This is a genomic window from Rhizobium johnstonii 3841 (assembly GCF_000009265.1).
GTDB classification, from domain to species: domain Bacteria; phylum Pseudomonadota; class Alphaproteobacteria; order Rhizobiales; family Rhizobiaceae; genus Rhizobium; species Rhizobium acaciae.
Genome location: NC_008380.1, coordinates 1,645,904 through 1,666,568, shown reverse-complemented (window position 1 = coordinate 1,666,568; position 20,665 = coordinate 1,645,904). Strand labels below are relative to the sequence as shown.

Sequence of the window (20,665 nt, the reverse complement as noted above, 5' to 3'; positions counted from 1 at the left end):
TAGGATGCAGGCGCAAAGATGGTCAACCCTGTCGCGCCAAATCCCGGAAAGGCCGGAAGAAGACGCGGGAAATTGGGGGCTTTTGCCATGCAGCGCTTGCATAAAAGCCCCTGTCATGCAATTGCGACCGGCAGATGACGCGGCACGTTTGCCGCCTGAAATAGCCATCGGAGACCAGCATGAGCCAGTCTGGGAAAAACGGCCTGACATATAGCGATGCGGGCGTCGACATCGATGCCGGCAACCTCCTCGTCGAGAAGATCAAGCCGGCGGTGCGCTCGACCCGTCGTCCCGGCGCCGACGGCGAGATCGGCGGCTTCGGCGGGCTTTTCGACCTCAAGGCGGCAGGCTTTACCGATCCGGTTCTCGTCGCTGCCAATGACGGCGTCGGCACCAAGCTGAAGATCGCGATCGATGCCGACTATCACGACACCGTCGGCATCGACCTCGTCGCCATGTGCGTCAACGATCTCGTGGTACAGGGCGCCGAGCCGCTTTTCTTCCTCGATTATTTCGCGACCGGCAAGCTCGACCCAGACCAAGGCGCGGCCATCGTCGGGGGCATTGCCGCCGGCTGCCGCGAGGCCGGCTGCGCGCTGATCGGCGGCGAGACGGCCGAGATGCCCGGCATGTATTCCTCCGGCGACTACGATCTCGCCGGTTTTGCCGTCGGTGCAGCCGAACGCGGCAAGCTCCTGCCATCAGGCGATATTGCCGAGGGTGACGTGATCCTCGGCCTCGCCTCCTCCGGCGTCCATTCCAACGGCTTCTCGCTGGTGCGCAAGATCGTCGAATTGTCCGGCCTCGATTGGGATTCACCGGCGCCGTTCACCGAAGACAAGAAGCTCGGCGAAGCCCTGCTCGAGCCGACGCGCATTTATGTGAAGCCGCTTCTGAAGGCGATCCGCGAGACCGGCGCCATCAAGGCGCTGGCGCACATCACCGGCGGCGGCTTCCCGGAAAATATTCCGCGCGTGCTGCCGAAGCATCTAGCGGCCGAGATCGATCTTGCCACCGTCAAGGTGCCGCCGGTGTTTTCATGGCTCGCCAAGACGGGCGGCGTCGAAGCCAAGGAAATGCTGCGCACCTTCAACTGCGGCGTCGGCATGATCGCTGTCGTTGCCGGCGAGAATGTCGCGACGGTTTCCGCGGCACTCGAAGCCGAGGGCGAGACAGTTATCACGCTCGGCCGCATGATTGCCCGCGAAGAAGGCGCTGCCGGCACGGTCTACAAGGGCACGCTTGCCATATGAGCTCGCCGCGCAAACGCGCCGTCGTCTTCATATCAGGCAGCGGCTCCAACATGATGGCGCTGGTTGCGGCGGCAAAGGCAGCCGACTATCCGGCCGAGATCGTCGGGGTGATTTCCGACAAGGCGGATGCCGGCGGGCTTGCCAAGGCCGCCGCCGAAGGCATTGCCACCTTCGCTTTTCCTCGCAAGGACTATGCCAGCAAGGACGCGCATGAGGCGGCGATCTTTTCGGCGCTCGATGAGCTTTCACCCGATATTCTCTGCCTGGCAGGCTATATGCGGCTGCTGACGCCGACCTTCATCCAGCGCTACGAAGGCCGGATGCTCAACATCCACCCTTCCCTGCTGCCGCTGTTTCCCGGCCTGAATACGCATCAGCGTGCGATCGACGCCGGTATGCGGATCGCCGGCTGCACGGTGCATTTCGTCACCGAAGGCATGGATGAGGGGCCGGTGATCGGCCAGGCGGCCGTGCCGGTTCTTTCCGGTGACACGGCCGAAAGCCTTGCCGCGCGTGTGCTCACCATCGAACACCAGATCTATCCGCAAGCCTTGCGGCTCTTTGCCGAAGGCCGTGTGACGATGGAAGACGGCAGGGCCGTCGGCGCGGAGGCCTCGACCGCCGCACCCAAGGCCCAGCTTATTTCGCTGATCGGCGACCGCGCTTAGAGCCGATCGGCTTTAAGCTTTTGATTTTACACAATTCCGGACGGAAAACCGCTTCGCACTTTTCCTGGAATTGCTCTAAGCCGCCAGCGCCCGCAATGGATGCAACGTACCGTCGCTGTAGACGAAGCGGCCGGCGCGGAAGGTGGCGCGGATGCGATTGATATCACCCGGCTCGACCACGACCAGATCGGCGCGTTGGCCGATGGCGATCTCGCCACGATCCGACAGACCGGCGGAACGGGCCGCATTGCCGGTTGCCATGGCGACGGCTGCCGGCAGGCCGCCTTCCACCATGTCGGCGAGCTTGAAGATGCCGGGCACGAAGGCGGCCGGATGATAGTCGGCGGCGATGACGCTGAGCAGGCCGGCCCTTGCAGCATCCAGCGCGCTGAGATTGCCCGACATCGACTGGCCGCGCAGCGCGTTCGGCGCGCCCATCAGGGTCCAGAGGCCGCGACGGCGCGCCTCCTCCGCCGCAGGTGCGGTGACCGGAAACTCGCTGATGGTGACGCCGAGATCGTGCATTTCGGCGACTTTTTCGACGCTGTCATCGTCATGCGAGGCAAGCGACAGCTTGTGCTTCAGCGACAGCGCGACAATCTCCTTCAGCTTGGCCTCGATGTCAGGATTGCTGCGCATGGCGATGCGCTTGGCGACCATCTCCGCCGCCATTTCCTCGGAGATGGCGCGGCGCTCGGAGATGCTCAAGATGTAGCTTTGCAGGTTGTTATACTGGCCCTGACCCGGCGTATGGTCGGTCAGCGAGACCATGTCGATCTGATCGGATTTCAACAGGCGTTCGAGTGCGGGCGCTGCGCCGACATTGGTGATCTCGTAGCGGGCGTGGACGCGGTGGTCGATCAGCAGGTCGTCGCGCAGGCGGTTGATGCCCTCGATTACCGCCGATGTCGTCTCCAGCGAACGGACGTGGCCGTAGACGCTTTCGGTCGCGAAGGAGACGGCGGCAAACGCCGTCGTGACACCGGCGGCGGCAAGCTTCTTGTCGAGTTCGTGGATGCCGAAATCGATCGGCATCGTCGCGTTCGGCCGCGGGGCGATTTCGCGCTCGATCATATCACCGTGGAGATCGACGAATCCCGGCATCAGCAGCCGCCCGCCGCCATCGATCGCAGCACCGGCGACCGGCTCCGGCCTGATCTCGGCGATGGCGCCACCCTCAACACGCACGGAACCTTCACTCACCACCTCGTTTGGGAGAACGAGGGTGAAATTGCTGAGCCACATGGGCTTTCTCCTGACCGCATCCGATGATTGACAAACCGCAGCGGATAGAACCGCTTCGTGACAGTCGTATGAAATTTCGCGCCGTATCATCTTAAAGCGGAAACTTGCGCTTTGGAAATGATCCGACGCGCCCGCCTCGCAGATTCACGCCGTCAGCTTTGCCCTGTTCAACAAGGCCCATTGCAGAAGCACGATCGTTTTGACGTCGAAGACCTCGCCGGTTTCGATCATCGCTGCCGCCTCGTCGAGCGGGATCTCAAGGACTTCGATATCCTCGTGTTCCTCGTCCAGGCCGCCGCCTTCGGCCACGCGGTCGGCGATGTCGACGAGGGCTGCGAAGAAGTGGACGACTTCGGTGACCGCGCCCGGCGAGGTGTAGGATTTGAACAGGAAGCGCGCATCGCGCAGGCGATAGCCGGTCTCCTCCATCGCCTCGCGACGGATTGCCGCTTCGGGATGGTCGTCGTCGAGAAGGCCTGCCGGAACCTCGATTATCCAGGCGGGATCGCCGTTGAGATGAACGGCGAGGCGGAACTGACGGACGAGAACGACGAGGTCGCGCTTCGGATCGTAAAGCAGGATGCAGGCGGCCGGTGTGCGGTGGTAGACTTCCCGCTTCAACCGCTGGGTTGCGCCCTTGCGGTCGATATAGTCGAGGAGGTAGCTGCTCAGCCGCGTCCACCCATTCGACAGGGTTTCCTCGCCGGCGATCTTCACCCGGGATTTCGGCTGGGTCATGCTGCGTCCCTGCGAAGCCAGACCTTGTTGTCGTGCACGGCCGCGCCGCCATAAGGCGCGACAGGGTCGGCGCCAGTCAAGACGTTGATGCCCTCCCCGTCGACATGCGCCTTGTTCGGCCAAAGCCCCTCGGCAATCAGCACGCCGGATTTCACTTCGGTGGTGATGCGGGCGTGGATTCGCAGATCGCCGCGGCTGTTGCCGATGCGGACGAGATCGCCATGGGCGATGCCGTTGGCTTCGGCATCGGCCGGATTGATCATCACCTCGGGGCGGCCTTCTTTCTGGCGAGAGGTCTTGGTCTCGGAGAAGCTCGAATTCAGGAAGTTGCGGGCCGGCGACGTGGCGAGGCGGAAGGGATGCTCGATATCGGCGACTTCGATGACATCGACCTGATCGGGGAAGGCCGGAAGCGCGGCGTGCGGCCCGAGTGCGCCGATCGCCGCCGGTGGCTTGTTCGGCGCCGGCTGATTGATCCAGTCCGGGCGGAAATGGAACTTGCCATCCGGATGGGCAAAGCCGTTCAGGTAATGCGCTTCCTCGAAAGCAGGCTGGCGATCGAACCATTTGTGTTCGAGGAAATGGTCGTAATCCGGCAGGCCGCTCGATTCCAGGATGCGGTCGACCATTTCGCGGGCGGTGAAGCCGAAGCCGGGGCGATCGGCGACGCCGAGGCGTTTGGCCAGTTCCTCGATGACGAAGAGATTGGTGCGCACGGTTGGCGGCGGCTCGACCAACTTCGGTCCCAGCAGGATATGGTTCTGGCCGCCGGCCCGGTAGATGTCGTCGTGCTCGACGAACATCGTCGCGGGAATGACGATATCGGCGATCTCGGCCGTTTCCGTCATGAACTGCTCGTGCACGGCGACGAAGAGGTCGTTGCGGGCAAAGCCGCGTCTGACGAGGCGCTGCTCGGGGGCGATGTTTGCGGGATTGGTGTTCTGGATCAGCATTGACGTCACCGGACCGCGGTGGCGCAGCGCCACGGGATCGCCGGTCAGCACGCGGCCGATCTGCGACTGATCGAGCATGCGGATATCGGCATCCTTCATCGACCGGCCGGTCAGTTCGGCACTGTTCATGCGGAAGATATCGCTGTTCGAATGGAAAGCGCCGCCGCCCTCATATTGCCAGGAGCCGAGAACCGTGGCGATCGAGGCGGCCGCATGCATGGCGACCGCGCCGTTGCGCTGGCGGGTGAAGCCATAACCCAGGCGGAAGAAGGTCTTCTTCGTCGTGCCGACGAGGCTGGCGAAGGCTTCGATTTCCTCGACCGAAAGGCCGGTGATAGCGGCAGCCCATTGCGGCGTCTTGGTTTTCAGATGCGCCTCAAGCCCCTCGGGATCATCTGCATATCTCGCCATGTAAGCGCGGTCGGCGTAACCGTCGCGGAAGGCGATGTGCATGACGGCGCAGGCGAGTGCGGCGTCGGTGCCCGGCCTGACGATCAGCGCCATGTCGGCCTGCTTCATCGTCGGATTGTCGTAAATGTCGATGACGACGATCTTCGCGCCGCGCTCCTTGCGCGACTTGATGGCGTGGGTCATCACGTTGATCTGGGTCGACACCGCGTTGGTGCCCCAGATGACGACGCAATCGGTGCGGCCCATTTCGCGCGGATCGGGACCGCGCAGCGTGCCGGTCGCCATGGTGAAGCCGGTCCAGGCGGGGTTGGTGCAGATCGAGGAGAAGAAGCCGGAGTAACGCTTGGCATGACGCAGGCGATCGATGGAATCGCGCTGCACCCAGCCCATGGTACCGGCGTAGAAATAGGGCCAGATCGCCTCGCTGCCGTCCCTTGCCTCGGACTTCACAAAGGCTTCGGCGATCTCATCCAGCGCATCGTCCCAGGAAATCTGCTGCCACTGCCCTGCCCCCTTGGCGCCGGCGCGGCGTAGAGGATGCATCAGGCGGTCGGGATGGTAGAGCCGCTCGGCATAACGGGCGACCTTGGCGCAGATGACACCCGACGTGTAGGTATGGTCATTGGCGCCGCGCACACGGCCGATGCGGCCATCCTCTGATATATCGACCTCCAGCGCGCAGGTGGAGGGACAGTCATGCGGACAGGCGGTATGGCCTACCCTATTCTCCGGCTTCGATGATTTGGCGTGGATGGGGGTCGCAATGTTCATGGCATTTGTATATTCCAAGGCTTGCACGGCCAAAAGCCACAAAAATTCCCCATGACGCGAATTCATACGGACATCAGCAAAAATGAACTACCGCCACATCTATCACGCGGGCAACTTTGCCGATGTGCTGAAACATGTCGTGCTGACGCGGCTGATCCGCTACATGCAGAAAAAAGATGGCGGATTCCGCGTGCTCGACACGCATGCCGGCATCGGGCTCTACGACCTCTCCTCCGAAGAGGCACAGAAAACCGGCGAATGGATCGATGGAATCGGCAAGCTGATGGAGGCAGAGCTCGGCCCTCAGGTTTCCGAACTGCTGGAGCCCTACCTCTCGGCAATCCGCGAACTCAATCCTCAGGGCGGCATCCGCTTCTATCCCGGCTCGCCGAAACTTGCGCGCATGCTGTTCCGGCCGCAGGACCGGCTGTCGGCGATGGAATTGCATCCCGAGGACTACGTTAGGCTGCACCGGCTGTTCGAGGGTGATCACCACGCCCGCATCACCGAGCTCGACGGCTGGCTGGCGCTCGGCGCACATCTGCCGCCGAAGGAGAAGCGCGGCATCGTGCTCGTCGATCCGCCCTTCGAGGAAGAGGACGAATATCAGCGGCTGGCCGAGGGACTGGAAAAAGCCTACCGCCGCTTTCCCGGCGGCACCTATTGCCTGTGGTATCCGCTGAAGAAGGGTGCGCCGATCAAGGAATTCCACGAGGCGCTGCAGGCGCTCGACATTCCGAAAATGCTCTGCGCCGAACTCGCCGTTCGCAGCGACCGCGGCATTACCGGACTGACGGGCTCAGGCCTCGTCATCGTCAACCCGCCCTTCACGCTGAAGGACGAATTGCACCAGTTGCTGCCCGCATTGAAGGACCATCTAGCGCAAGACCGCTTTGCCTCGAACCGCGCCTTCTGGCTGCGCGGCGAGAACAAGGCGGTCAAGGACGATTGACCGGGCAACCCGCTTCGGGAATAGTCCGCGCCGCAGTTCCACAATCTCATCAGGTGTCCCATGAAGCTCCTTTGTTCGCCCGCCTCGCCCTATTCCAACAAGGTGCGGATGGCCGCGCATTTTCTGGGCCTGGAGGTAAACGCCATCCGGGTCGACACCAATACCGGACCGGCGATCCTGATGGACAACAATCCGCTCGGCAAGATCCCGACGCTGCTGACCGATGACGGGGTCTCGATATATGACAGCGTGGCGATCATGCATTATTTCGACCGGCTGACGAAGGGCGGGCTCTACCCTTCGAAGAAGGGCAAGCGCACGGATGCGGAAATCCTCGAGGCGCTCTGCGACGGCATCTGCGACTGCCTGCTGGCGATCGTCTACGAGCGGCGCTTCCGCGACGCGGAAAAGGTCCATCAGCCGTGGATCGACCGGCAGTGGAAGAAGGCGACGAGCGGGCTCGCTCATCTCAGCGCCAATCCCCCGAAAACAGGCAAGAAGCTCAATGGCGGACATTTCGCGCTGGCCGCGACGCTCGATTATCTCGAACTGCGCTTCAAGGACCAGTGGGAAGCCGATCATGCGCCGCTGATCGACTGGCAGCGGCAGTTCGACAAGAAATTCCCGGCCCATAGCGAGCTCAAGTCTGAGGGTTGAGCGGGCTCAGCGTCTGGAGCAACGAGCAGACAGCAAAAAGCCGGGCGACGTGCCCGGCTTTTCCATGTCAGGATATTCAACCCGCTTAGAACTTGACGCCGATACCGAGCTTGACGCTGTTCTCGTCGTAACCGCGCGAGAAGCTGCCGGAGTCGAGGTCGTAATCCTTGCTCTGGTAGTCGGTGTAGCGATATTCGAGGCGCGTCGTGATGTTGTTGGTCACGAAGGCTTCGACACCGGCGCCGACCGTATAGCCGAAGTTCGTCTTGCTTTCGTCCGAAGTGTCGTCGGAAACCTTGACGTCGCCGATGGCAAGACCGGCCGTGCCGTAGAGCAGGAAGGGGTTCATGTCGTAGCCGACGCGGCCACGGACGGAGCCGTTCCAGCCATACTTGTTCTTGACGCCGCCCGAGGAGACGTCGTCGCCGCTGTAGCCGAGATCGGATTCAACGCCGTAAACGATCTGGCCCTGCTGCCAGTTGTAGCCGGTGAAAACCTGGCCGCCGAAACCGTAGGTGTGGCGGTCGGAACCGAAGTCACCCATGTTGTAGGTGCCGGCGCCGCCGAGATAAAAGCCTTCCCAGTTGCCTGCCGGCTTTACTGGAGCTTCCTGGGCGACCGGTGCTTCCGGAACCTGGTCGACGGCATCGGCCGCCTGAGCTGCCGAGACGCCCGCAATTGCAAAAACGGAGGCCATGAGGCCAGCAATGAGTACACGCATACTTAGTCTCCTTTCAGTCCCGCGCCGCTTGTCATCTGTCTATCAGTGAAGCATTGGCGGGATATTGCCAGATGTCCCTTCCGGATCGAGACTGAAATTGGAACTCAAATGCGGATTTGAAAGAGCCAAATTGTGATATCATTGTGGCTGCCGCATGGCTGAAATTCGATGTTGCTTTGGCGCAACATACACTTCATTAACCATACTGAAGTGTTAAACTGAAAATACTTATTTTAAGAAATCGCATTCTTAAATAATACATAGAATATCCGACCCTCGGACGCAACCGCAACGGCCTATTTATATAATCTCCGCCGGCGCCTATATAGTCTGCAGACAGACTCGCGGGATCAGAAGGCAAGATTTTGAACCACAAAAGACTTCGCTCGGCCCTTATTACAGGGGCTGCTAAGAGAATAGGCCGGGCAATCGCCGAAGACCTTGCTGCAAATGGCTTTTCCGTTGCGATCCACGCGAACGGCTCCATCGGCGAGGCCGAAGAGCTGGTGGCGGAATTGCGGCGAAAGGGATATAGGGCGACCGCCCTGCAGGCCGACCTCACCGATATCGGCGAAACGGGCGAGCTCATTACAAGGGCGTCGGAAGCGCTCGGGCCGCTCGATCTACTCGTCAATAATGCGTCGGTCTTCCAGCATGATTCAGCGCGTAGTTTCAATGCCGCCACATGGGCATTGCACTTCGACCTGCATGTCCGTGCGCCCTCTATTCTTGCGGCGGCCTTCGCGCAGCAGATGCCCGCTGAGGCAGCCGGGCTGATCGTCAATATCATCGATCAGCGGGTCTGGGCGCTGAGGCCCAGCTTCTATTCCTATACCCTCTCCAAATCGGCGCTGTGGACGGCAACGCAAACGCTTGCACAGGCATTGGCGCCACGCATCCGCGTCAATGCCATCGGCCCCGGCCCCTCGATGCCGAGCGAGCGGCAGGCGATGGAGGACTTCCAAGCGCAGGTCTCAGCCCTTATCTTGCAGCGAGGGCCGGCGCTGGAGGAATTCGGACAAGCGATTCGTTTCCTTTACGACACGCCCTCGATCACCGGCCAGATGATTGCCCTCGACGGCGGCCAGCACCTCGCCTGGCAGACGCCCGATGTGGCGGAGATTACGGAATGAACGGACGAAAGCTGCCGGATGGCGGCGTTCTCTACGATGATACGGATGAGAGCGAAGACGATATCGAGGTGGAAGGCGACGCTTCCGTCGCCGCGCCGCTTGCGGCGACGGTCGACTGGAATGCAGGCAGCCTCAATGAAACCGGGCTCCTCGGCGCGGAACTGATCGGCGAATTCGTCAAGCGGCTGCCGAACAGCCCCGGCGTCTACCGCATGTTCAATGCCGAGGGCGACGTGCTCTATGTCGGCAAGGCGCGCAGCCTGAAGAAGCGCGTCAACAATTACGCCGTCGGCCGCGTGCATTCCAACCGCATCGCCCAGATGGTGCGCCAGACGGCGAACATGGAATTCGTGACGACGCGCACGGAAACCGAAGCGCTGCTTCTGGAAGCGAATCTGATCAAGCGCTTGCGGCCGCGCTTTAATGTGCTCTTGCGCGACGACAAGTCCTTTCCCTATATCCTCATCACCGGCGACCACCGGGCGCCTGCCATTTTCAAGCATCGCGGTGCGAGAGCGCGAAAGGGCGACTATTTCGGACCCTTCGCTTCGGCCGGCGCGGTCGGACGGACGATCAACTCGCTGCAGCGCGCCTTCCTGATCCGCACCTGCACCGACAGCGTCTTCGAAACGCGCACCCGGCCCTGCCTGCTCTACCAGATCAAGCGCTGTTCCGGGCCGTGCACCCACGAGGTCAGCGATGGGGGGTACGGCGAGCTGGTGCAGGAGGCGAAGGACTTCCTGTCCGGCAAGAGCCAGAAGGTGAAGTCGCATATGGCCGAGGCGATGAACCAGGCGGCCGAGGACCTCGACTTCGAGCGGGCGGCGATCTATCGCGATCGCCTGGCCGCACTTTCGCATGTGCAGAGCCACCAGGGCATCAATCCGGCCGGCGTCGAGGAGGCTGACGTTTTCGCCATCCATCATGAGGGCGGCATCTCCTGCATCCAGGTGTTTTTCTTCCGCACCGGCCAGAACTGGGGCAACCGCGCCTATTTCCCGAAGGCCGATCCGCAGCTTTCGAGCGCCGAAGTGCTGAATTCCTTCCTCGCGCAGTTCTACGACGACAAGCCGGTGCCGAAGCAGATCATGCTGTCGCAGACGGTGGAGGAGCTGGAGCTGCTCGCGGCCGCACTCAGCGAAAAGGCCGGCCATAAGGTTTCCATGCTAGTGCCGCAGCGCGGCGAGAAGCGGGATCTGGTCGACCATGTCGTCGGCAATGCACGCGAGGCGCATGGGCGAAAGCTTGCCGAGACGGCGTCGCAGTCGCGGCTGCTCGAAGGTTTCAAGGAGACGTTCGGGCTTGCCTATGCACCGCAGCGCATCGAGATCTACGACAATTCGCATATCATGGGCACCAATGCCGTCGGCGGCATGGTGGTCGCGGGGCCGGAAGGTTTCGTCAAGAACCAGTACCGCAAGTTCAACATCAAATCGACCGACATCACGCCCGGCGACGACTTCGGCATGATGAAGGAGGTGATGACGCGGCGGTTCTCACGGCTGATCAAGGAGGAAGGCATTCCCGACCGGACGGCGCAGGTGGCCACGCCCGATGCAGCCGACATGCCCTTCCCGACCTGGCCCGATGTGATCCTCATCGACGGCGGCCAGGGGCAGATGACGGCGGTGCGCGCCATCCTTGCCGAACTCGGCATCACCGACAGCGTCACGGCGATCGGCATCGCCAAGGGCGTCGACCGCGATGCCGGGCGCGAACGCTTCTTCCCGCCGGGACGCGAGAGTTTCACGCTGCCGCCGCGCGATCCGGTGCTCTATTTCATCCAGCGCATGCGCGACGAGGCGCACCGTTTCGCGATCGGCTCGCACCGGGCGCGGCGCAAGAAGGAAATGATCAAGAACCCGCTCGACGAGATCGGCGGCATCGGCCCGTCGCGCAAACGCGCACTGCTCCAGCATTTCGGTACGGCGAAGGCGGTTTCGCGCGCAGCCCTGTCCGACCTGATGGCGGTGGAAGGCATATCGGAAGCGGTCGCCAGGCAGGTCTATAACCATTTCCACGACGACGCCGCGAAATAACCGGCGTCCGTCGCAAATTCCACGCAAAGGCGGTGCAAAGACAGAAAGAATGTTGACGGTCCGCAGCCAAAGCCGTCATCTACCGCATCGGCCCGAGCATGATGCGGAGGTTCTAAAGTGTTACAGTGTCCTTGGCTCGTCTGAAAAGGCGCGCGGCGCTGTAGCGGCGCATCAATTCAGAGAAACGATCCCATGGCATCGCGTGCGTACAGCATTCCCAATCTCCTGACCTACGGCCGCATCCTCGCCGTACCGCTGATCGTTCTCTGCTTCTTCATCGAGGGCAGGCTGTCGATCAGCAATACGGCGCGTTGGGTGGCGCTGTGGATCTTCGTCATCGCCTCGCTCACCGATTTCCTCGACGGTTATCTCGCGCGCATCTGGAACCAGACGTCGAATATCGGCCGCATGCTCGATCCGATCGCCGACAAGCTGCTGGTCGCCTCGATCCTTCTCCTGGTCGCGGCCGACCAGACCATCGCCGGCTGGTCGATCTGGGCGGCGATCACCATTCTCTGCCGCGAGATCCTGGTGTCGGGACTGCGCGAATATCTGGCAGCGCTGAAGGTCAGCGTACCGGTGACGCGGATCGCCAAGTGGAAGACGACGCTGCAGCTCGTCGCCATCGCCTTCCTGCTCGCCGGTCCGGCCGGCGACGAGATTTTCCCCTATACGACGCAGACCGGCATCGCGTTGCTGTGGATCGCCGCGCTGCTGACGATCTATACCGGCTACGACTATTTCCGCGCCGGGGTGAAACATATCGTGGATGACGAGGAATGACCCGGCTTGTCTATTTCGCCTGGGTGCGCGAGCGCATCGGCAAGGGCGAGGAGGAGATCGACCTCCCCTCCTCCGTCGTCACCGTCGCCGATCTCTTGAATCATTTGAAGACGCTGGGCGAAGAATATGAGACCGCACTTCAATATCCCGACGTGATCCGCGTGGCGCTCGACATGGAGCATGTCGAGCATGACGAGCCGATATCGGGGGCGAACGAGATCGGTATATTTCCGCCGATGACGGGGGGATGACTGGGATGAGATCGGATGCGGCATATTCCCCTCCCTTCTCCCCTCGGGGAGAAGGTGCCCGAAGGGCGGATGAGGGGGCCGCGGCCGCAGGTACTGCCCTTCGCTTGAGCTCAGTGCGTTCGCGGCTTTCGCCGCGCACCCCCCTCATCTGTCCTTCGGACATCTTCTCCCCGCTGGGGAGAAGGGGGAGACTGTCGTGACCATCACCCCCACCATCCGCGTCCAGCGTGAGGACTTCGACCTGCAAGCCGAGGTCGATCGCCTCTCCAAGGGCAAAGCCGGCATCGGCGCCGTTGTCACCTTTTCCGGCCTCTGCCGCGATGAAGGCGGGACGCTTGCGGCACTCGAGCTCGAGCATTATCCCGGCATGGCCGAAGCGGAGATGCGGCGCATCGGCGATCTTGCCATCGCGCGTTTCGGACTTCTCGGCCTGACTGCCATCCACCGTTATGGAAAGATCGCAGCCGGCGAGAATATCGTGCTTGTCGTCGCAGCCGCGCCGCACCGGCAGGCGGCGTTCGACGGCGCCAATTTCGTCATGGACTTCCTGAAGACGGCAGCCCCCTTCTGGAAGAAGGAGCACGCCAGGGATGGCGCCACCGGCGACTGGGTCTCGGCGAAAGACGCCGACGACGCAGCCCGCGACAAGTGGAAATAAGTTAGAGAACAACACGCTCCCGGCGGCTCATGACCAAGAGCAGGACGAGTAGCGAGAAGACGACCAGATCCCGCCAGACGAAGGGGCCGTAGGCGCCCCACATGGTTTCGACGACGGCGAGCCCGGCAGCGCCGCCTGCCGAGCGCAGCGGATCGGAATGGCCGCCGACCGCTGCGATCAGCAGCACCTTCAGCCCGAACATCAGGCCAGCGCCGAAATCCATCGAGCCGTAGTAGAAAGTCGCGAGGATGCCGCAGATCGTGGCGACGAGGGCGGCTGCCGCATAGGCGGTGAGAAAGACGCGGTCGGCGCTCGTGCCGCAGAGTTCGGCTGCCAGCGGGTCATCGGTAACGGCGCGCCAGACGCGGCCCCAGGCCGTGCGCCTGAGGATCAGCGTGCCCACAGCGACAATGGCAGACATCAGTACAGTGTTGATCAGCTGGATATGGGTGAGCGTCACTTTGAACAGCCCGTCGCTCCAGAAGACGACTGTGTCGTTCAGGAACGGCGGCAGCCAGATAGAGCGGGTATTGGCGGCAAGCCGGGCGGTCTCCATCAGTACGATCATGATGCCGAGGGCAGCGACGATGACCGTATTCGGCGATTTGTTGACCAGCGGCAGCATGATCGAGCGGCCGATCCATAGGCCCGCCGCCAGCGAATAGACGATGGAAGCACAGGCGCCGACGGCAAGGGCGGCCGGCAGCACCAGCCAAAACCTGGCATAGGCGAGTTCGGTGAAGAGCAGCAGGATCTGGCCCGCGAAGGCAAAGATCGCCCCATAGGTGATGTCGGCCCGCTTCGTCACGCCGAAGGCGACGGCATAACCGAAGGCAAGCGCCGCATAGAGGGCGGCAAGCGGAACCGCATTCGCCAGCTGCTGCAGAAGATAGGCCATTCGAGACACTCCGCGTCACCAAAATTATAACTGGTAAAACCAATTTCACCAGTTATAATTTCATCATGAGCTTTTCCTGGACCCCTCACCGCTTTGCCGGCGGCGCACTGGCGCTCGATGTCGTCAACAGCGTCGTTCTGCGCCACGATGCAACGCGGCGGATCGACCGCTTCGCGATCAGAGATCAGATGCGGAGCTTTCCAAGCGCTGCGGCCGAGTTCTGCGCCGAGCGTGCCCTCTTCGGCGACATCGCGCCGGTGGCGGTGGAAAACGAAGTGGATTTCATCGCGCTGCGGGAAACAATCGACCTCTATTTCCGCAAGCGTATACTGACTGGCGGCGACGACCAATTGCTGGCCGGGTTGCTGGAAGCGCTGGCGAAGGCGTTGCGCGCCGCAAGCCCCGGCAGCCTAGCTGCGGCGACCGCCCATTCGGCACTGCGGCTGATCGCCATGCCCGATCCGGAACGCATGAAGATCTGCGGCAATTGCGGCTGGCTGTTCATCGACCGCAGCAAGAACAGGAGCCGGGCCTGGTGCGACATGGCGGTCTGCGGCAACCGCGCCAAGGCGAACCGTCACTATCGCCGCAAGAAGGAGGAGACGCCATGAGAAACTATTGGATCGTGATGGCGGCAGCCGCCGCCCTTCTGCTTTCCGCCTGTCAACGCCAGGCTGAAAACCTGGTCGAGGTCACCGGCCATCTCTTCGTCTTCAACTATCGGGTGGCGAGCGCCACCTATCTGCTGACGCTGAAGAAGACCGGGCCCATCCCCGACGGTTCGATCATTATCGCCGAATTCGAAAATCCTGAAGGAGGCGATCCGCTGGTGCTGAACCAGAAGATCTATCCGATCGACGACAAGATTGCGCTGCAGAGCGAAAACCTGCACTGCGTGCGCAAGGACCGCCCCTATTCCGTGAGTGTCCGGCTGGTCGACAAGGATGGCAAGGTGCTGCAGGAATTGAAGACGCAGTTCCGGTCCGACCTCGATCAGACCGTCCTGCCGAGCAAGCCGCTCGTCGTCGGCGCGCTTTATGACAAGAACCCCGAGGTCTTCAAGCCTGACGGCAGCGTCGATTTCTCGAATACCGACAAATGCCCGGCATAGAGAAAGGCATGGAAAAAGCCGGAGCAAGGCCCCGGCTTTCGAGAGTCAATTCAAGGTATTGCCGGCGAATGCCGAAGCGTGGCCTCAGCCGACGATTTCGGTATCGGAGAACCAGTACTTGATTTCCTGGGCAGCCGTCTCCGGAGCATCCGAGCCGTGAACGGAATTTTCGCCGATCGACAGAGCGTGGACCTTGCGGATCGTGCCTTCGTCAGCGTTTGCCGGGTTGGTGGCGCCCATGATCTCGCGGTTCTTGAGGATCGCGCCTTCGCCTTCCAGCACCTGGACGATGGTCGGGCCGGAGGTCATGCCTTCGACCAGTTCGCCGAAGAAGGGACGATCCTTGTGAACGGCGTAGAAACCTTCGGCTTCGCGACGGCTCATCCAGACGCGCTTGGAAGCGACGACACGCAGGCCGGCATCTTCGAGCATCTTGGTGATGGCGCCCGTCAGGTTGCGCTTCGTTGCATCCGGCTTGATCATCGAGAAGGTGCGTTCAATCGCCATAGTCAAATCCTCTGTTTTCTCGGGAAAAGTGGGCGGTCTTTACCCGCCCCAACGCCCGAAAACAAGAGGTGGGCGGCAATTTCACGCCGCTGTCACAGTCCGGCCGCGGCTTTGGTGGAGACTGAGGCAGCGTTCGAACCAGGCCATGACGGGATCGTCGGCGGCTAGCATGGCGAGACCGGCGGAGACACGCAGCCATTGCAGCGCGCCGAAGACGATATAGTCGGCAAACAGCGGTGTCTGCCCACCGATGAAGGGTTGGAACTTCAGCATGTGCCGCAGCGGCTCCAGTTTGGCGCCGAAGGCAGCCTTCTCCGCCTCGCTGTCGGCGGCAACCACTTCCAAAGGCTTGCCAAGCCGAGCCTCCCGGCTTTGACGGAAATAGGCCTTGTCTTCCTCGTCGAGGTTCGCATGGATGTCGAGAAGGGCGATGCGCATGATCGCCGGATGGATGATCATCTGCGAATAACCTTCCACCATGCGCGACAGCGCCTTGCCGCCCTCGCCGTTGAACAGTGACGGCCGCTCGGGATAGGCCTCCTCCAGATAGAGGGCGATGTGGAAACTGTCGGGGATCAGCCGGCCATTGTCGTCGAGAACGGGCACGATCGACGAGACACCGCCGCCGATCGCGCGGATGCGGGCATAGGTCGTCGGAATCTCCTCGAAATCGAGCCCCTTATGCGCCAGCGCCATCACCGCTTTCCAGCAATGGGGCGAAAAGAAGCGCCGCTCGTCGGCGCCGCAGAGGGAATAGAGGGCTCTGGTCATGACAGTCCTTTCGAGATCTCAGCTCTATCCATTCCACGACAGAAAGCGCCTGCAATCAAATCAGGAAATTTCATGGCGTCATCACTCGGCTTTCTAAGGAAAAGGGCTAGACTGCCGATACGACACGGGAGGGAACAGGATGCTCAGACATTACAGGATGTTCGCCGCCTATAATCGCTGGGCCAACACGCAAGTCTATGCGGCTGCGGCCGAACTCAGCGATGCAGAGTTCCGCAATGATTGCGGCGCCTTCTTCGGCTCGCTGCATCGCACGCTCAATCATCTGCTCGTCGCCGACCGGATATGGATGAAGCGCTTCAGCGGCATCGGCGAAGCGCCGACGACACTCGATGCCGTGCTCTTCGAAGATCGGGATGCGCTTGCCGCCGCCCGCAAAGCAGAGGACGAGCGGATCATTGCCTGGACGGGCATGCTGGACGAGGCGGCGCTTGCCGCCAACTTCACCTATGTAACGGTGGTGCAGCCGGCCGAGATCACCCAGCCTCTGTCGTCAGCGCTCGCGCATTTCTTCAACCACCAGACCCATCATCGCGGCCAGTGCCACATGACGCTGACGGCGCTCGGCAAGCCGAGCCTCACGCTTGATCTCATCTACTTCCTGCGCAGCGACGGCCGAGAATGGATGTGAGGCCCGATCCAAGTTAAAGTTAGAACATGATGTCATCCGAAAACCGCTCACAATTTTCGGCTTCATGTTCTGGCCATCAAGACTGAATTAACCGCCTTTGCCGGTTCTGCCGCCAATCCAGAGCTTCCCCGTCGAAAATTCAGCCTCTCTTAAACGCTTGCGGGCATAGCGTGATGTGAGAGATGAGGCCGGGTCGCGAGGGATCGTCATGCAGAATGCAAGCGCAAACGCACTGGTGCCGCGCGAGGCTGCGCGCGCCGCGCCGATGGCGGATATTCAGAAGATCGCCCAGCACATGGCGCGTCTCAACGTCGCGGCACTCCCGCGCAATTACGAACTCTTTCATGAGGCGATCATCGGGCTGAATGCCGGCCTTGCGCAGGATATCGCCGCACTAGGGTCCCAGCCGCAGCAGCCGATGCTCGACGAACTCGGCCTGAAATACCGCCTCGCCGGCCATTGCGGGCTGGCGGGCGAGACCTCACGCAACGAGGCGAGCCGGATGCTGCGCGACGTGGCGGAAAGACTTGCTGAAGGGCTGAGGCACAAGAACGCCTTTGCGCGCGCCTGCGGCACGATCCTGAAATCCGTTTCCGGCCAGAACGATCAGAGCCTTGCCGCCTTCCTCAGCGAGATCGACTACCTCACTGCCTCGCTTTCGACCGTTCTTGCAGCCGAGATGGAAATCGGCGCGAAGCTGCAGGACGATATCAAGACGCTGGAAACGCTGGAGCGCGGCATTTCGGCGATGCAATCGGCTGCGATCGCCGACAGGATCACCGGACTTCCGAACCGCATTGCGCTGAACCGGACGATCGCCGACCTCTACGAGCGGCAAGAAGGTGCCGCCGGCAGCGCGCTGATCATGGTCGATATCGACAATTTCACCGATCTCAACGACAAATACGGCACGCAGGCAGGCAACAAGCTCCTGAAGAAGCTCGCCGGACTCCTCCAAAAGTCGATCAAGAAGAACGATTTTGTTGCCCGCACCGAGGGTGACGAGTTCGCCCTGTTGTTTTCCAATGTCGGCATGCAGGATGCGATTGCTATCGCCGAGCGCCTGCGCGCCTCCGTCGAGGACAATCTGGTCTTCGCGACATCCGACAAGACCGATCGCGGCAGGCTCACCATCTCGATCGGCGTGGCGCTCAGCACCGATGCGGCAACGCCAGGACAGTTACAGGCGAATGCCCGCGTGGCGCTTCTCGCCGCGCAATCGAACCCCCGACTGCCGGTGCAGGCTTTCGGCCGCTGAGGCGGCGGACAAGCAAGCTTGCCGCGGGACAAGCGCGCTTGCGGTGGGACAAACAAAGCTTGTCCCGGGGATAAGCAAGCTTGTCAGCGCACAAGCAAGCTTGGCGCGGGGATAAGGGCTCTTGCCTTGGCGAGCGCTTTCGGCCAAAACGCCGGCCATGATCACGCTCACCGATATTTCCGCCCGCATCGCCGGGCGCCTGCTTCTCGACAATGCCAGCGTTTCACTGCCTTCAGGCACGAAGGCAGGGCTCGTCGGGCGGAACGGCGCCGGCAAGTCCACACTTTTTCGCGTCATCACCGGCGATCTCGGCTCGGAGAGCGGAACAGTGTCGATCCCGAAGGCTGCACGCATCGGCCAGGTGGCGCAGGAAGCGCCGGCGACCGAAGACGCGCTGATCGAGATCGTGCTTGCCGCGGACAAGGAACGCACGGCCCTCGTTGCCGAGGCGGAGACGGCGACTGATCCGCACCGCATCGCCGAAATCCAGATGCGCCTTGTCGATATCGACGCGCATTCGGCCGAAGCGCGTGCCGCGAGTATTCTTGCCGGCCTCGGCTTCGACAAGGAGGCGCAGGCCCGCCCCGCCTCCTCCTTTTCCGGTGGCTGGCGCATGCGCGTCGCCCTTGCCGCCGTGCTGTTTTCGGAGCCGGATCTGCTTCTGCTCGACGAGCCGACCAATTATCTCGACCTCGAAGGCACGCTGTGGCTGGAAGACTATGTCAGGCGCTATCCGCACACCGTCATCATCATCAGCCACGATCGCGACCTTCTGAACAACGCGGTCAATGCGATCGTCCATCTCGACCAGAAGAAGCTCACCTTCTATCGAGGCGGTTACGACCAGTTCGAGCGACAGAAGGCGGAAGCCGACGAGTTGCAGACGAAGGCCAAGGCCAAGAACGACGCGGCGCGCAAACATCTGCAGGGCTTCATCGACCGCTTCAAGGCCAAGGCTTCCAAGGCCCGTCAGGCACAATCGCGCGTCAAGGCGCTGGAGCGCATGGGAACGGTTGCCGCGGTGATCGAGGCCCACGTACAGCCGATCACTTTTCCCGAGCCGGAAAAGCAGCCGGCTTCGCCGATCGTCGCGATCCAGAGCGGCGCCGTCGGCTACGAGCCCGGCAATCCGATCCTGAAGAACCTCAATCTGCGCATCGACAATGACGACCGCATCGCCCTGCTCGGCTCGAACGGCAACGGCAAATCGACCTTCGCCAAATTCATCTCCGGCCGGCTTGCGCCGGAGAGCGGTGAGGTAAAGCTCGCACCGAGCCTGAAGATCGGCTTCTTCGCGCAGCACCAGCTCGACGACCTCATTCCCGAGCAATCGCCGGTGGAGCATGTGCGCCGCCTGATGCCGGGCGCGCCGGAAGCCAAGGTGCGCGCCCGCGTCGCCCAGATGGGGCTTGCGACCGAGAAGATGGCAACGGCCGCCAAGGATCTTTCCGGCGGCGAAAAAGCCCGCTTGCTGATGGGGCTTGCCGCCTTCAATGCGCCCAATCTGCTGATCCTCGACGAGCCGACCAACCACCTCGACATCGATAGCCGCCGCGCGCTGATCGAGGCGCTGAACGACTACGAAGGCGCCGTCATCCTGATCTCGCATGACCGTCACCTGATCGAGGCGACGGTCGATCGGTTGTGGCTGGTCAATGGCGGCACGGTGACGACCTTCGAAGGCGATATGGACGAATACCGCGACCTCATCGTCACTTCCGGTAAAAAAAAAGAAGAAAGGCCGCAGCTAGTTGAAGACGCGACGTCGAAGGCCGACCAGCGCAAGCTCAATGCCGAACGTCGCGCCTCGCTGACGCCGCTCAGGAAAAAGATCAACGAAATCGAATCCTTGACGGCGAAGCTGGAGAAACAGATTCAGGCGCTTGACGCGGAACTTGCGGATCCGGCCCTTTATGAGAAGACGCCCGCCAAGGCCGCCGAGAAGGCAAAACAGCGCGGCGAGGCCGCGGCAAAACTCGCTGCCGCCGAGGAAGACTGGCTGATGCTGTCAGCCGAATACGAAGAAGCGATGGCGGGATAGCCACAGGGTGACGCTGAAACTCAAGAAGACCGAGGTGCCGAACACCGTCGTCGCCTTGGCCGATTTCGTGACGATCCGCTGGCGCATCGGCCGACGCTTAGGTTCAAGGTGTTACAGCGTCCTTCGTGCGTCTGAAGAGACGCGCGGCGCTGTAAGGCGGGTTGCCAAGTCGGGACCGGCTGCCTAGATCTGTCCGA

At 61.9% G+C, this 20,665-nt stretch carries 21 protein-coding genes; 14 read left to right on the top strand and 7 right to left on the bottom strand.

Annotated features, from left to right (window positions below):
• The first annotated feature begins 179 nt into the window (after positions 1–179).
• Both purM and purN read left to right on the top strand, forming a co-directional pair.
• Positions 180–1,253: a phosphoribosylformylglycinamidine cyclo-ligase gene (purM, locus tag RL_RS08270; protein ID WP_011651278.1), complete on the top strand. Its 1,074-nt coding sequence runs from the start codon at positions 180–182 to the stop codon at positions 1,251–1,253.
• Entirely contained in the window at positions 1,250–1,921 is a 672-nt protein-coding gene (gene purN, locus RL_RS08265; RefSeq protein WP_011651277.1) for a phosphoribosylglycinamide formyltransferase, read from the top strand. Before purM ends, purN begins: the two co-directional genes overlap by 4 nt.
• Before the next feature lie 75 nt (positions 1,922–1,996).
• Here purN and RL_RS08260 read toward each other — a convergent pair whose 3' ends face one another.
• The 3 genes from RL_RS08260 to RL_RS08250 all read right to left on the bottom strand — a co-directional run bounded on the left by RL_RS08260 (position 1,997) and on the right by RL_RS08250 (position 6,105).
• Positions 1,997–3,166, bottom strand: coding sequence for an alpha-D-ribose 1-methylphosphonate 5-triphosphate diphosphatase (locus RL_RS08260; protein ID WP_011651276.1), 1,170 nt, complete (start codon positions 3,164–3,166; stop codon positions 1,997–1,999).
• A 144-nt stretch (positions 3,167–3,310) separates the two neighbouring features.
• Entirely contained in the window at positions 3,311–3,904 is a 594-nt protein-coding gene (locus RL_RS08255) for an NUDIX domain-containing protein (RefSeq protein ID WP_011651275.1), read from the bottom strand.
• Entirely contained in the window at positions 3,901–6,105 is a 2,205-nt protein-coding gene (locus tag RL_RS08250) for a molybdopterin oxidoreductase family protein (protein ID WP_028741442.1), read from the bottom strand. The genes RL_RS08255 and RL_RS08250 overlap by 4 nt, the downstream gene beginning before the upstream one ends.
• A 16-nt stretch (positions 6,106–6,121) precedes the next feature.
• On the opposite strand from RL_RS08250, the gene RL_RS08245 reads away from it, so the two are divergent.
• Positions 6,122–6,991: a 23S rRNA (adenine(2030)-N(6))-methyltransferase RlmJ gene (locus RL_RS08245; RefSeq protein WP_011651273.1), complete on the top strand. Its 870-nt coding sequence runs from the start codon at positions 6,122–6,124 to the stop codon at positions 6,989–6,991.
• 60 nt (positions 6,992–7,051) lie between these two features.
• Positions 7,052–7,648: a glutathione S-transferase gene (locus RL_RS08240; RefSeq protein WP_011651272.1), complete on the top strand. Its 597-nt coding sequence runs from the start codon at positions 7,052–7,054 to the stop codon at positions 7,646–7,648.
• A gap of 85 nt (positions 7,649–7,733) precedes the next feature.
• Here the strand turns inward: RL_RS08240 and RL_RS08235 are convergent, their stop codons facing one another.
• Complete coding sequence (locus RL_RS08235; RefSeq protein WP_011651271.1) at positions 7,734–8,369, bottom strand: outer membrane protein; 636 nt, start codon at positions 8,367–8,369, stop codon at positions 7,734–7,736.
• A gap of 365 nt (positions 8,370–8,734) precedes the next feature.
• Here RL_RS08235 and RL_RS08230 point away from each other — a divergent pair, with 365 nt between their 5' ends.
• The 5 genes from RL_RS08230 to RL_RS08210 all read left to right on the top strand — a co-directional run bounded on the left by RL_RS08230 (position 8,735) and on the right by RL_RS08210 (position 13,233).
• On the top strand, positions 8,735–9,502 hold the full coding sequence (locus RL_RS08230; RefSeq protein ID WP_011651270.1) for an SDR family oxidoreductase: 768 nt from the start codon (positions 8,735–8,737) through the stop codon (positions 9,500–9,502).
• Positions 9,499–11,541 (top strand): excinuclease ABC subunit UvrC, encoded by a 2,043-nt coding sequence (gene uvrC / locus RL_RS08225; protein WP_011651269.1) that lies wholly within the window; start codon positions 9,499–9,501, stop codon positions 11,539–11,541. The genes RL_RS08230 and uvrC overlap by 4 nt, the downstream gene beginning before the upstream one ends.
• 192 nt (positions 11,542–11,733) lie before the next feature.
• Entirely contained in the window at positions 11,734–12,324 is a 591-nt protein-coding gene (gene pgsA / locus RL_RS08220) for a CDP-diacylglycerol--glycerol-3-phosphate 3-phosphatidyltransferase (RefSeq protein ID WP_003547103.1), read from the top strand.
• The gene (gene moaD / locus RL_RS08215) at positions 12,321–12,575 is read left to right on the top strand and encodes a molybdopterin converting factor subunit 1 (RefSeq protein ID WP_011651268.1); all 255 of its coding nucleotides are present in this window, start codon (positions 12,321–12,323) and stop codon (positions 12,573–12,575) included. The genes pgsA and moaD overlap by 4 nt, the downstream gene beginning before the upstream one ends.
• Positions 12,576–12,771: 196 nt before the next feature.
• A complete protein-coding gene (locus RL_RS08210; RefSeq protein ID WP_011651267.1) occupies positions 12,772–13,233 on the top strand; it encodes a molybdenum cofactor biosynthesis protein MoaE in 462 nt (153 codons plus the stop codon).
• Position 13,234: 1 nt separating this feature from the next.
• Here the strand turns inward: RL_RS08210 and RL_RS08205 are convergent, their stop codons facing one another.
• Positions 13,235–14,131: a branched-chain amino acid ABC transporter permease gene (locus tag RL_RS08205; RefSeq protein ID WP_011651266.1), complete on the bottom strand. Its 897-nt coding sequence runs from the start codon at positions 14,129–14,131 to the stop codon at positions 13,235–13,237.
• A 65-nt stretch (positions 14,132–14,196) separates the two neighbouring features.
• On the opposite strand from RL_RS08205, the gene RL_RS08200 reads away from it, so the two are divergent.
• Both RL_RS08200 and RL_RS08195 read left to right on the top strand, forming a co-directional pair.
• The gene (locus RL_RS08200) at positions 14,197–14,742 is read left to right on the top strand and encodes a CGNR zinc finger domain-containing protein (protein WP_011651265.1); all 546 of its coding nucleotides are present in this window, start codon (positions 14,197–14,199) and stop codon (positions 14,740–14,742) included.
• Positions 14,739–15,242, top strand: coding sequence for a hypothetical protein (locus tag RL_RS08195; RefSeq protein WP_011651264.1), 504 nt, complete (start codon positions 14,739–14,741; stop codon positions 15,240–15,242). Before RL_RS08200 ends, RL_RS08195 begins: the two co-directional genes overlap by 4 nt.
• Positions 15,243–15,326: 84 nt before the next feature.
• Here RL_RS08195 and ndk read toward each other — a convergent pair whose 3' ends face one another.
• Positions 15,327–15,749, bottom strand: a complete 423-nt coding sequence (gene ndk / locus RL_RS08190) for a nucleoside-diphosphate kinase (RefSeq protein WP_003547097.1) — start codon at positions 15,747–15,749, stop codon at positions 15,327–15,329.
• Positions 15,750–15,830: 81 nt separating this feature from the next.
• Positions 15,831–16,520: a glutathione S-transferase family protein gene (locus RL_RS08185; RefSeq protein ID WP_011651263.1), complete on the bottom strand. Its 690-nt coding sequence runs from the start codon at positions 16,518–16,520 to the stop codon at positions 15,831–15,833.
• Between the two features lie 139 nt (positions 16,521–16,659).
• On the opposite strand from RL_RS08185, the gene RL_RS08180 reads away from it, so the two are divergent.
• From RL_RS08180 to RL_RS08170, 3 genes are all read left to right on the top strand, one after another.
• The gene (locus RL_RS08180) at positions 16,660–17,169 is read left to right on the top strand and encodes a DinB family protein (protein ID WP_011651262.1); all 510 of its coding nucleotides are present in this window, start codon (positions 16,660–16,662) and stop codon (positions 17,167–17,169) included.
• Between the two features lie 208 nt (positions 17,170–17,377).
• A complete protein-coding gene (locus RL_RS08175; RefSeq protein WP_032992564.1) occupies positions 17,378–18,427 on the top strand; it encodes a GGDEF domain-containing protein in 1,050 nt (349 codons plus the stop codon).
• A 157-nt stretch (positions 18,428–18,584) separates the two neighbouring features.
• Positions 18,585–20,468, top strand: coding sequence for an ABC-F family ATP-binding cassette domain-containing protein (locus RL_RS08170; RefSeq protein WP_011651260.1), 1,884 nt, complete (start codon positions 18,585–18,587; stop codon positions 20,466–20,468).
• The last annotated feature ends 197 nt before the right edge of the window (positions 20,469–20,665 follow it).

Coding starts and splice junctions, on each gene's coding strand:
- RL_RS08255 (WP_011651275.1), bottom strand. CDS start 3,904: ATGACCCAGCCGAAATCCCGGGTGAAGATCGCCGGCGAGGAAACCCTG.
- RL_RS08185 (WP_011651263.1), bottom strand. CDS start 16,520: ATGACCAGAGCCCTCTATTCCCTCTGCGGCGCCGACGAGCGGCGCTTC.
- ndk (WP_003547097.1), bottom strand. CDS start 15,749: ATGGCGATTGAACGCACCTTCTCGATGATCAAGCCGGATGCAACGAAG.
- RL_RS08250 (WP_028741442.1), bottom strand. CDS start 6,105: ATGAATTCGCGTCATGGGGAATTTTTGTGGCTTTTGGCCGTGCAAGCC.
- RL_RS08170 (WP_011651260.1), top strand. CDS start 18,585: ATGATCACGCTCACCGATATTTCCGCCCGCATCGCCGGGCGCCTGCTT.
- RL_RS08175 (WP_032992564.1), top strand. CDS start 17,378: ATGCAGAATGCAAGCGCAAACGCACTGGTGCCGCGCGAGGCTGCGCGC.
- purM (WP_011651278.1), top strand. CDS start 180: ATGAGCCAGTCTGGGAAAAACGGCCTGACATATAGCGATGCGGGCGTC.
- RL_RS08260 (WP_011651276.1), bottom strand. CDS start 3,166: ATGTGGCTCAGCAATTTCACCCTCGTTCTCCCAAACGAGGTGGTGAGT.
- RL_RS08235 (WP_011651271.1), bottom strand. CDS start 8,369: ATGCGTGTACTCATTGCTGGCCTCATGGCCTCCGTTTTTGCAATTGCG.
- uvrC (WP_011651269.1), top strand. CDS start 9,499: ATGAACGGACGAAAGCTGCCGGATGGCGGCGTTCTCTACGATGATACG.
- moaD (WP_011651268.1), top strand. CDS start 12,321: ATGACCCGGCTTGTCTATTTCGCCTGGGTGCGCGAGCGCATCGGCAAG.
- RL_RS08195 (WP_011651264.1), top strand. CDS start 14,739: ATGAGAAACTATTGGATCGTGATGGCGGCAGCCGCCGCCCTTCTGCTT.
- RL_RS08200 (WP_011651265.1), top strand. CDS start 14,197: ATGAGCTTTTCCTGGACCCCTCACCGCTTTGCCGGCGGCGCACTGGCG.
- pgsA (WP_003547103.1), top strand. CDS start 11,734: ATGGCATCGCGTGCGTACAGCATTCCCAATCTCCTGACCTACGGCCGC.
- RL_RS08245 (WP_011651273.1), top strand. CDS start 6,122: ATGAACTACCGCCACATCTATCACGCGGGCAACTTTGCCGATGTGCTG.
- RL_RS08205 (WP_011651266.1), bottom strand. CDS start 14,131: ATGGCCTATCTTCTGCAGCAGCTGGCGAATGCGGTTCCGCTTGCCGCC.
- RL_RS08180 (WP_011651262.1), top strand. CDS start 16,660: ATGCTCAGACATTACAGGATGTTCGCCGCCTATAATCGCTGGGCCAAC.
- RL_RS08240 (WP_011651272.1), top strand. CDS start 7,052: ATGAAGCTCCTTTGTTCGCCCGCCTCGCCCTATTCCAACAAGGTGCGG.
- purN (WP_011651277.1), top strand. CDS start 1,250: ATGAGCTCGCCGCGCAAACGCGCCGTCGTCTTCATATCAGGCAGCGGC.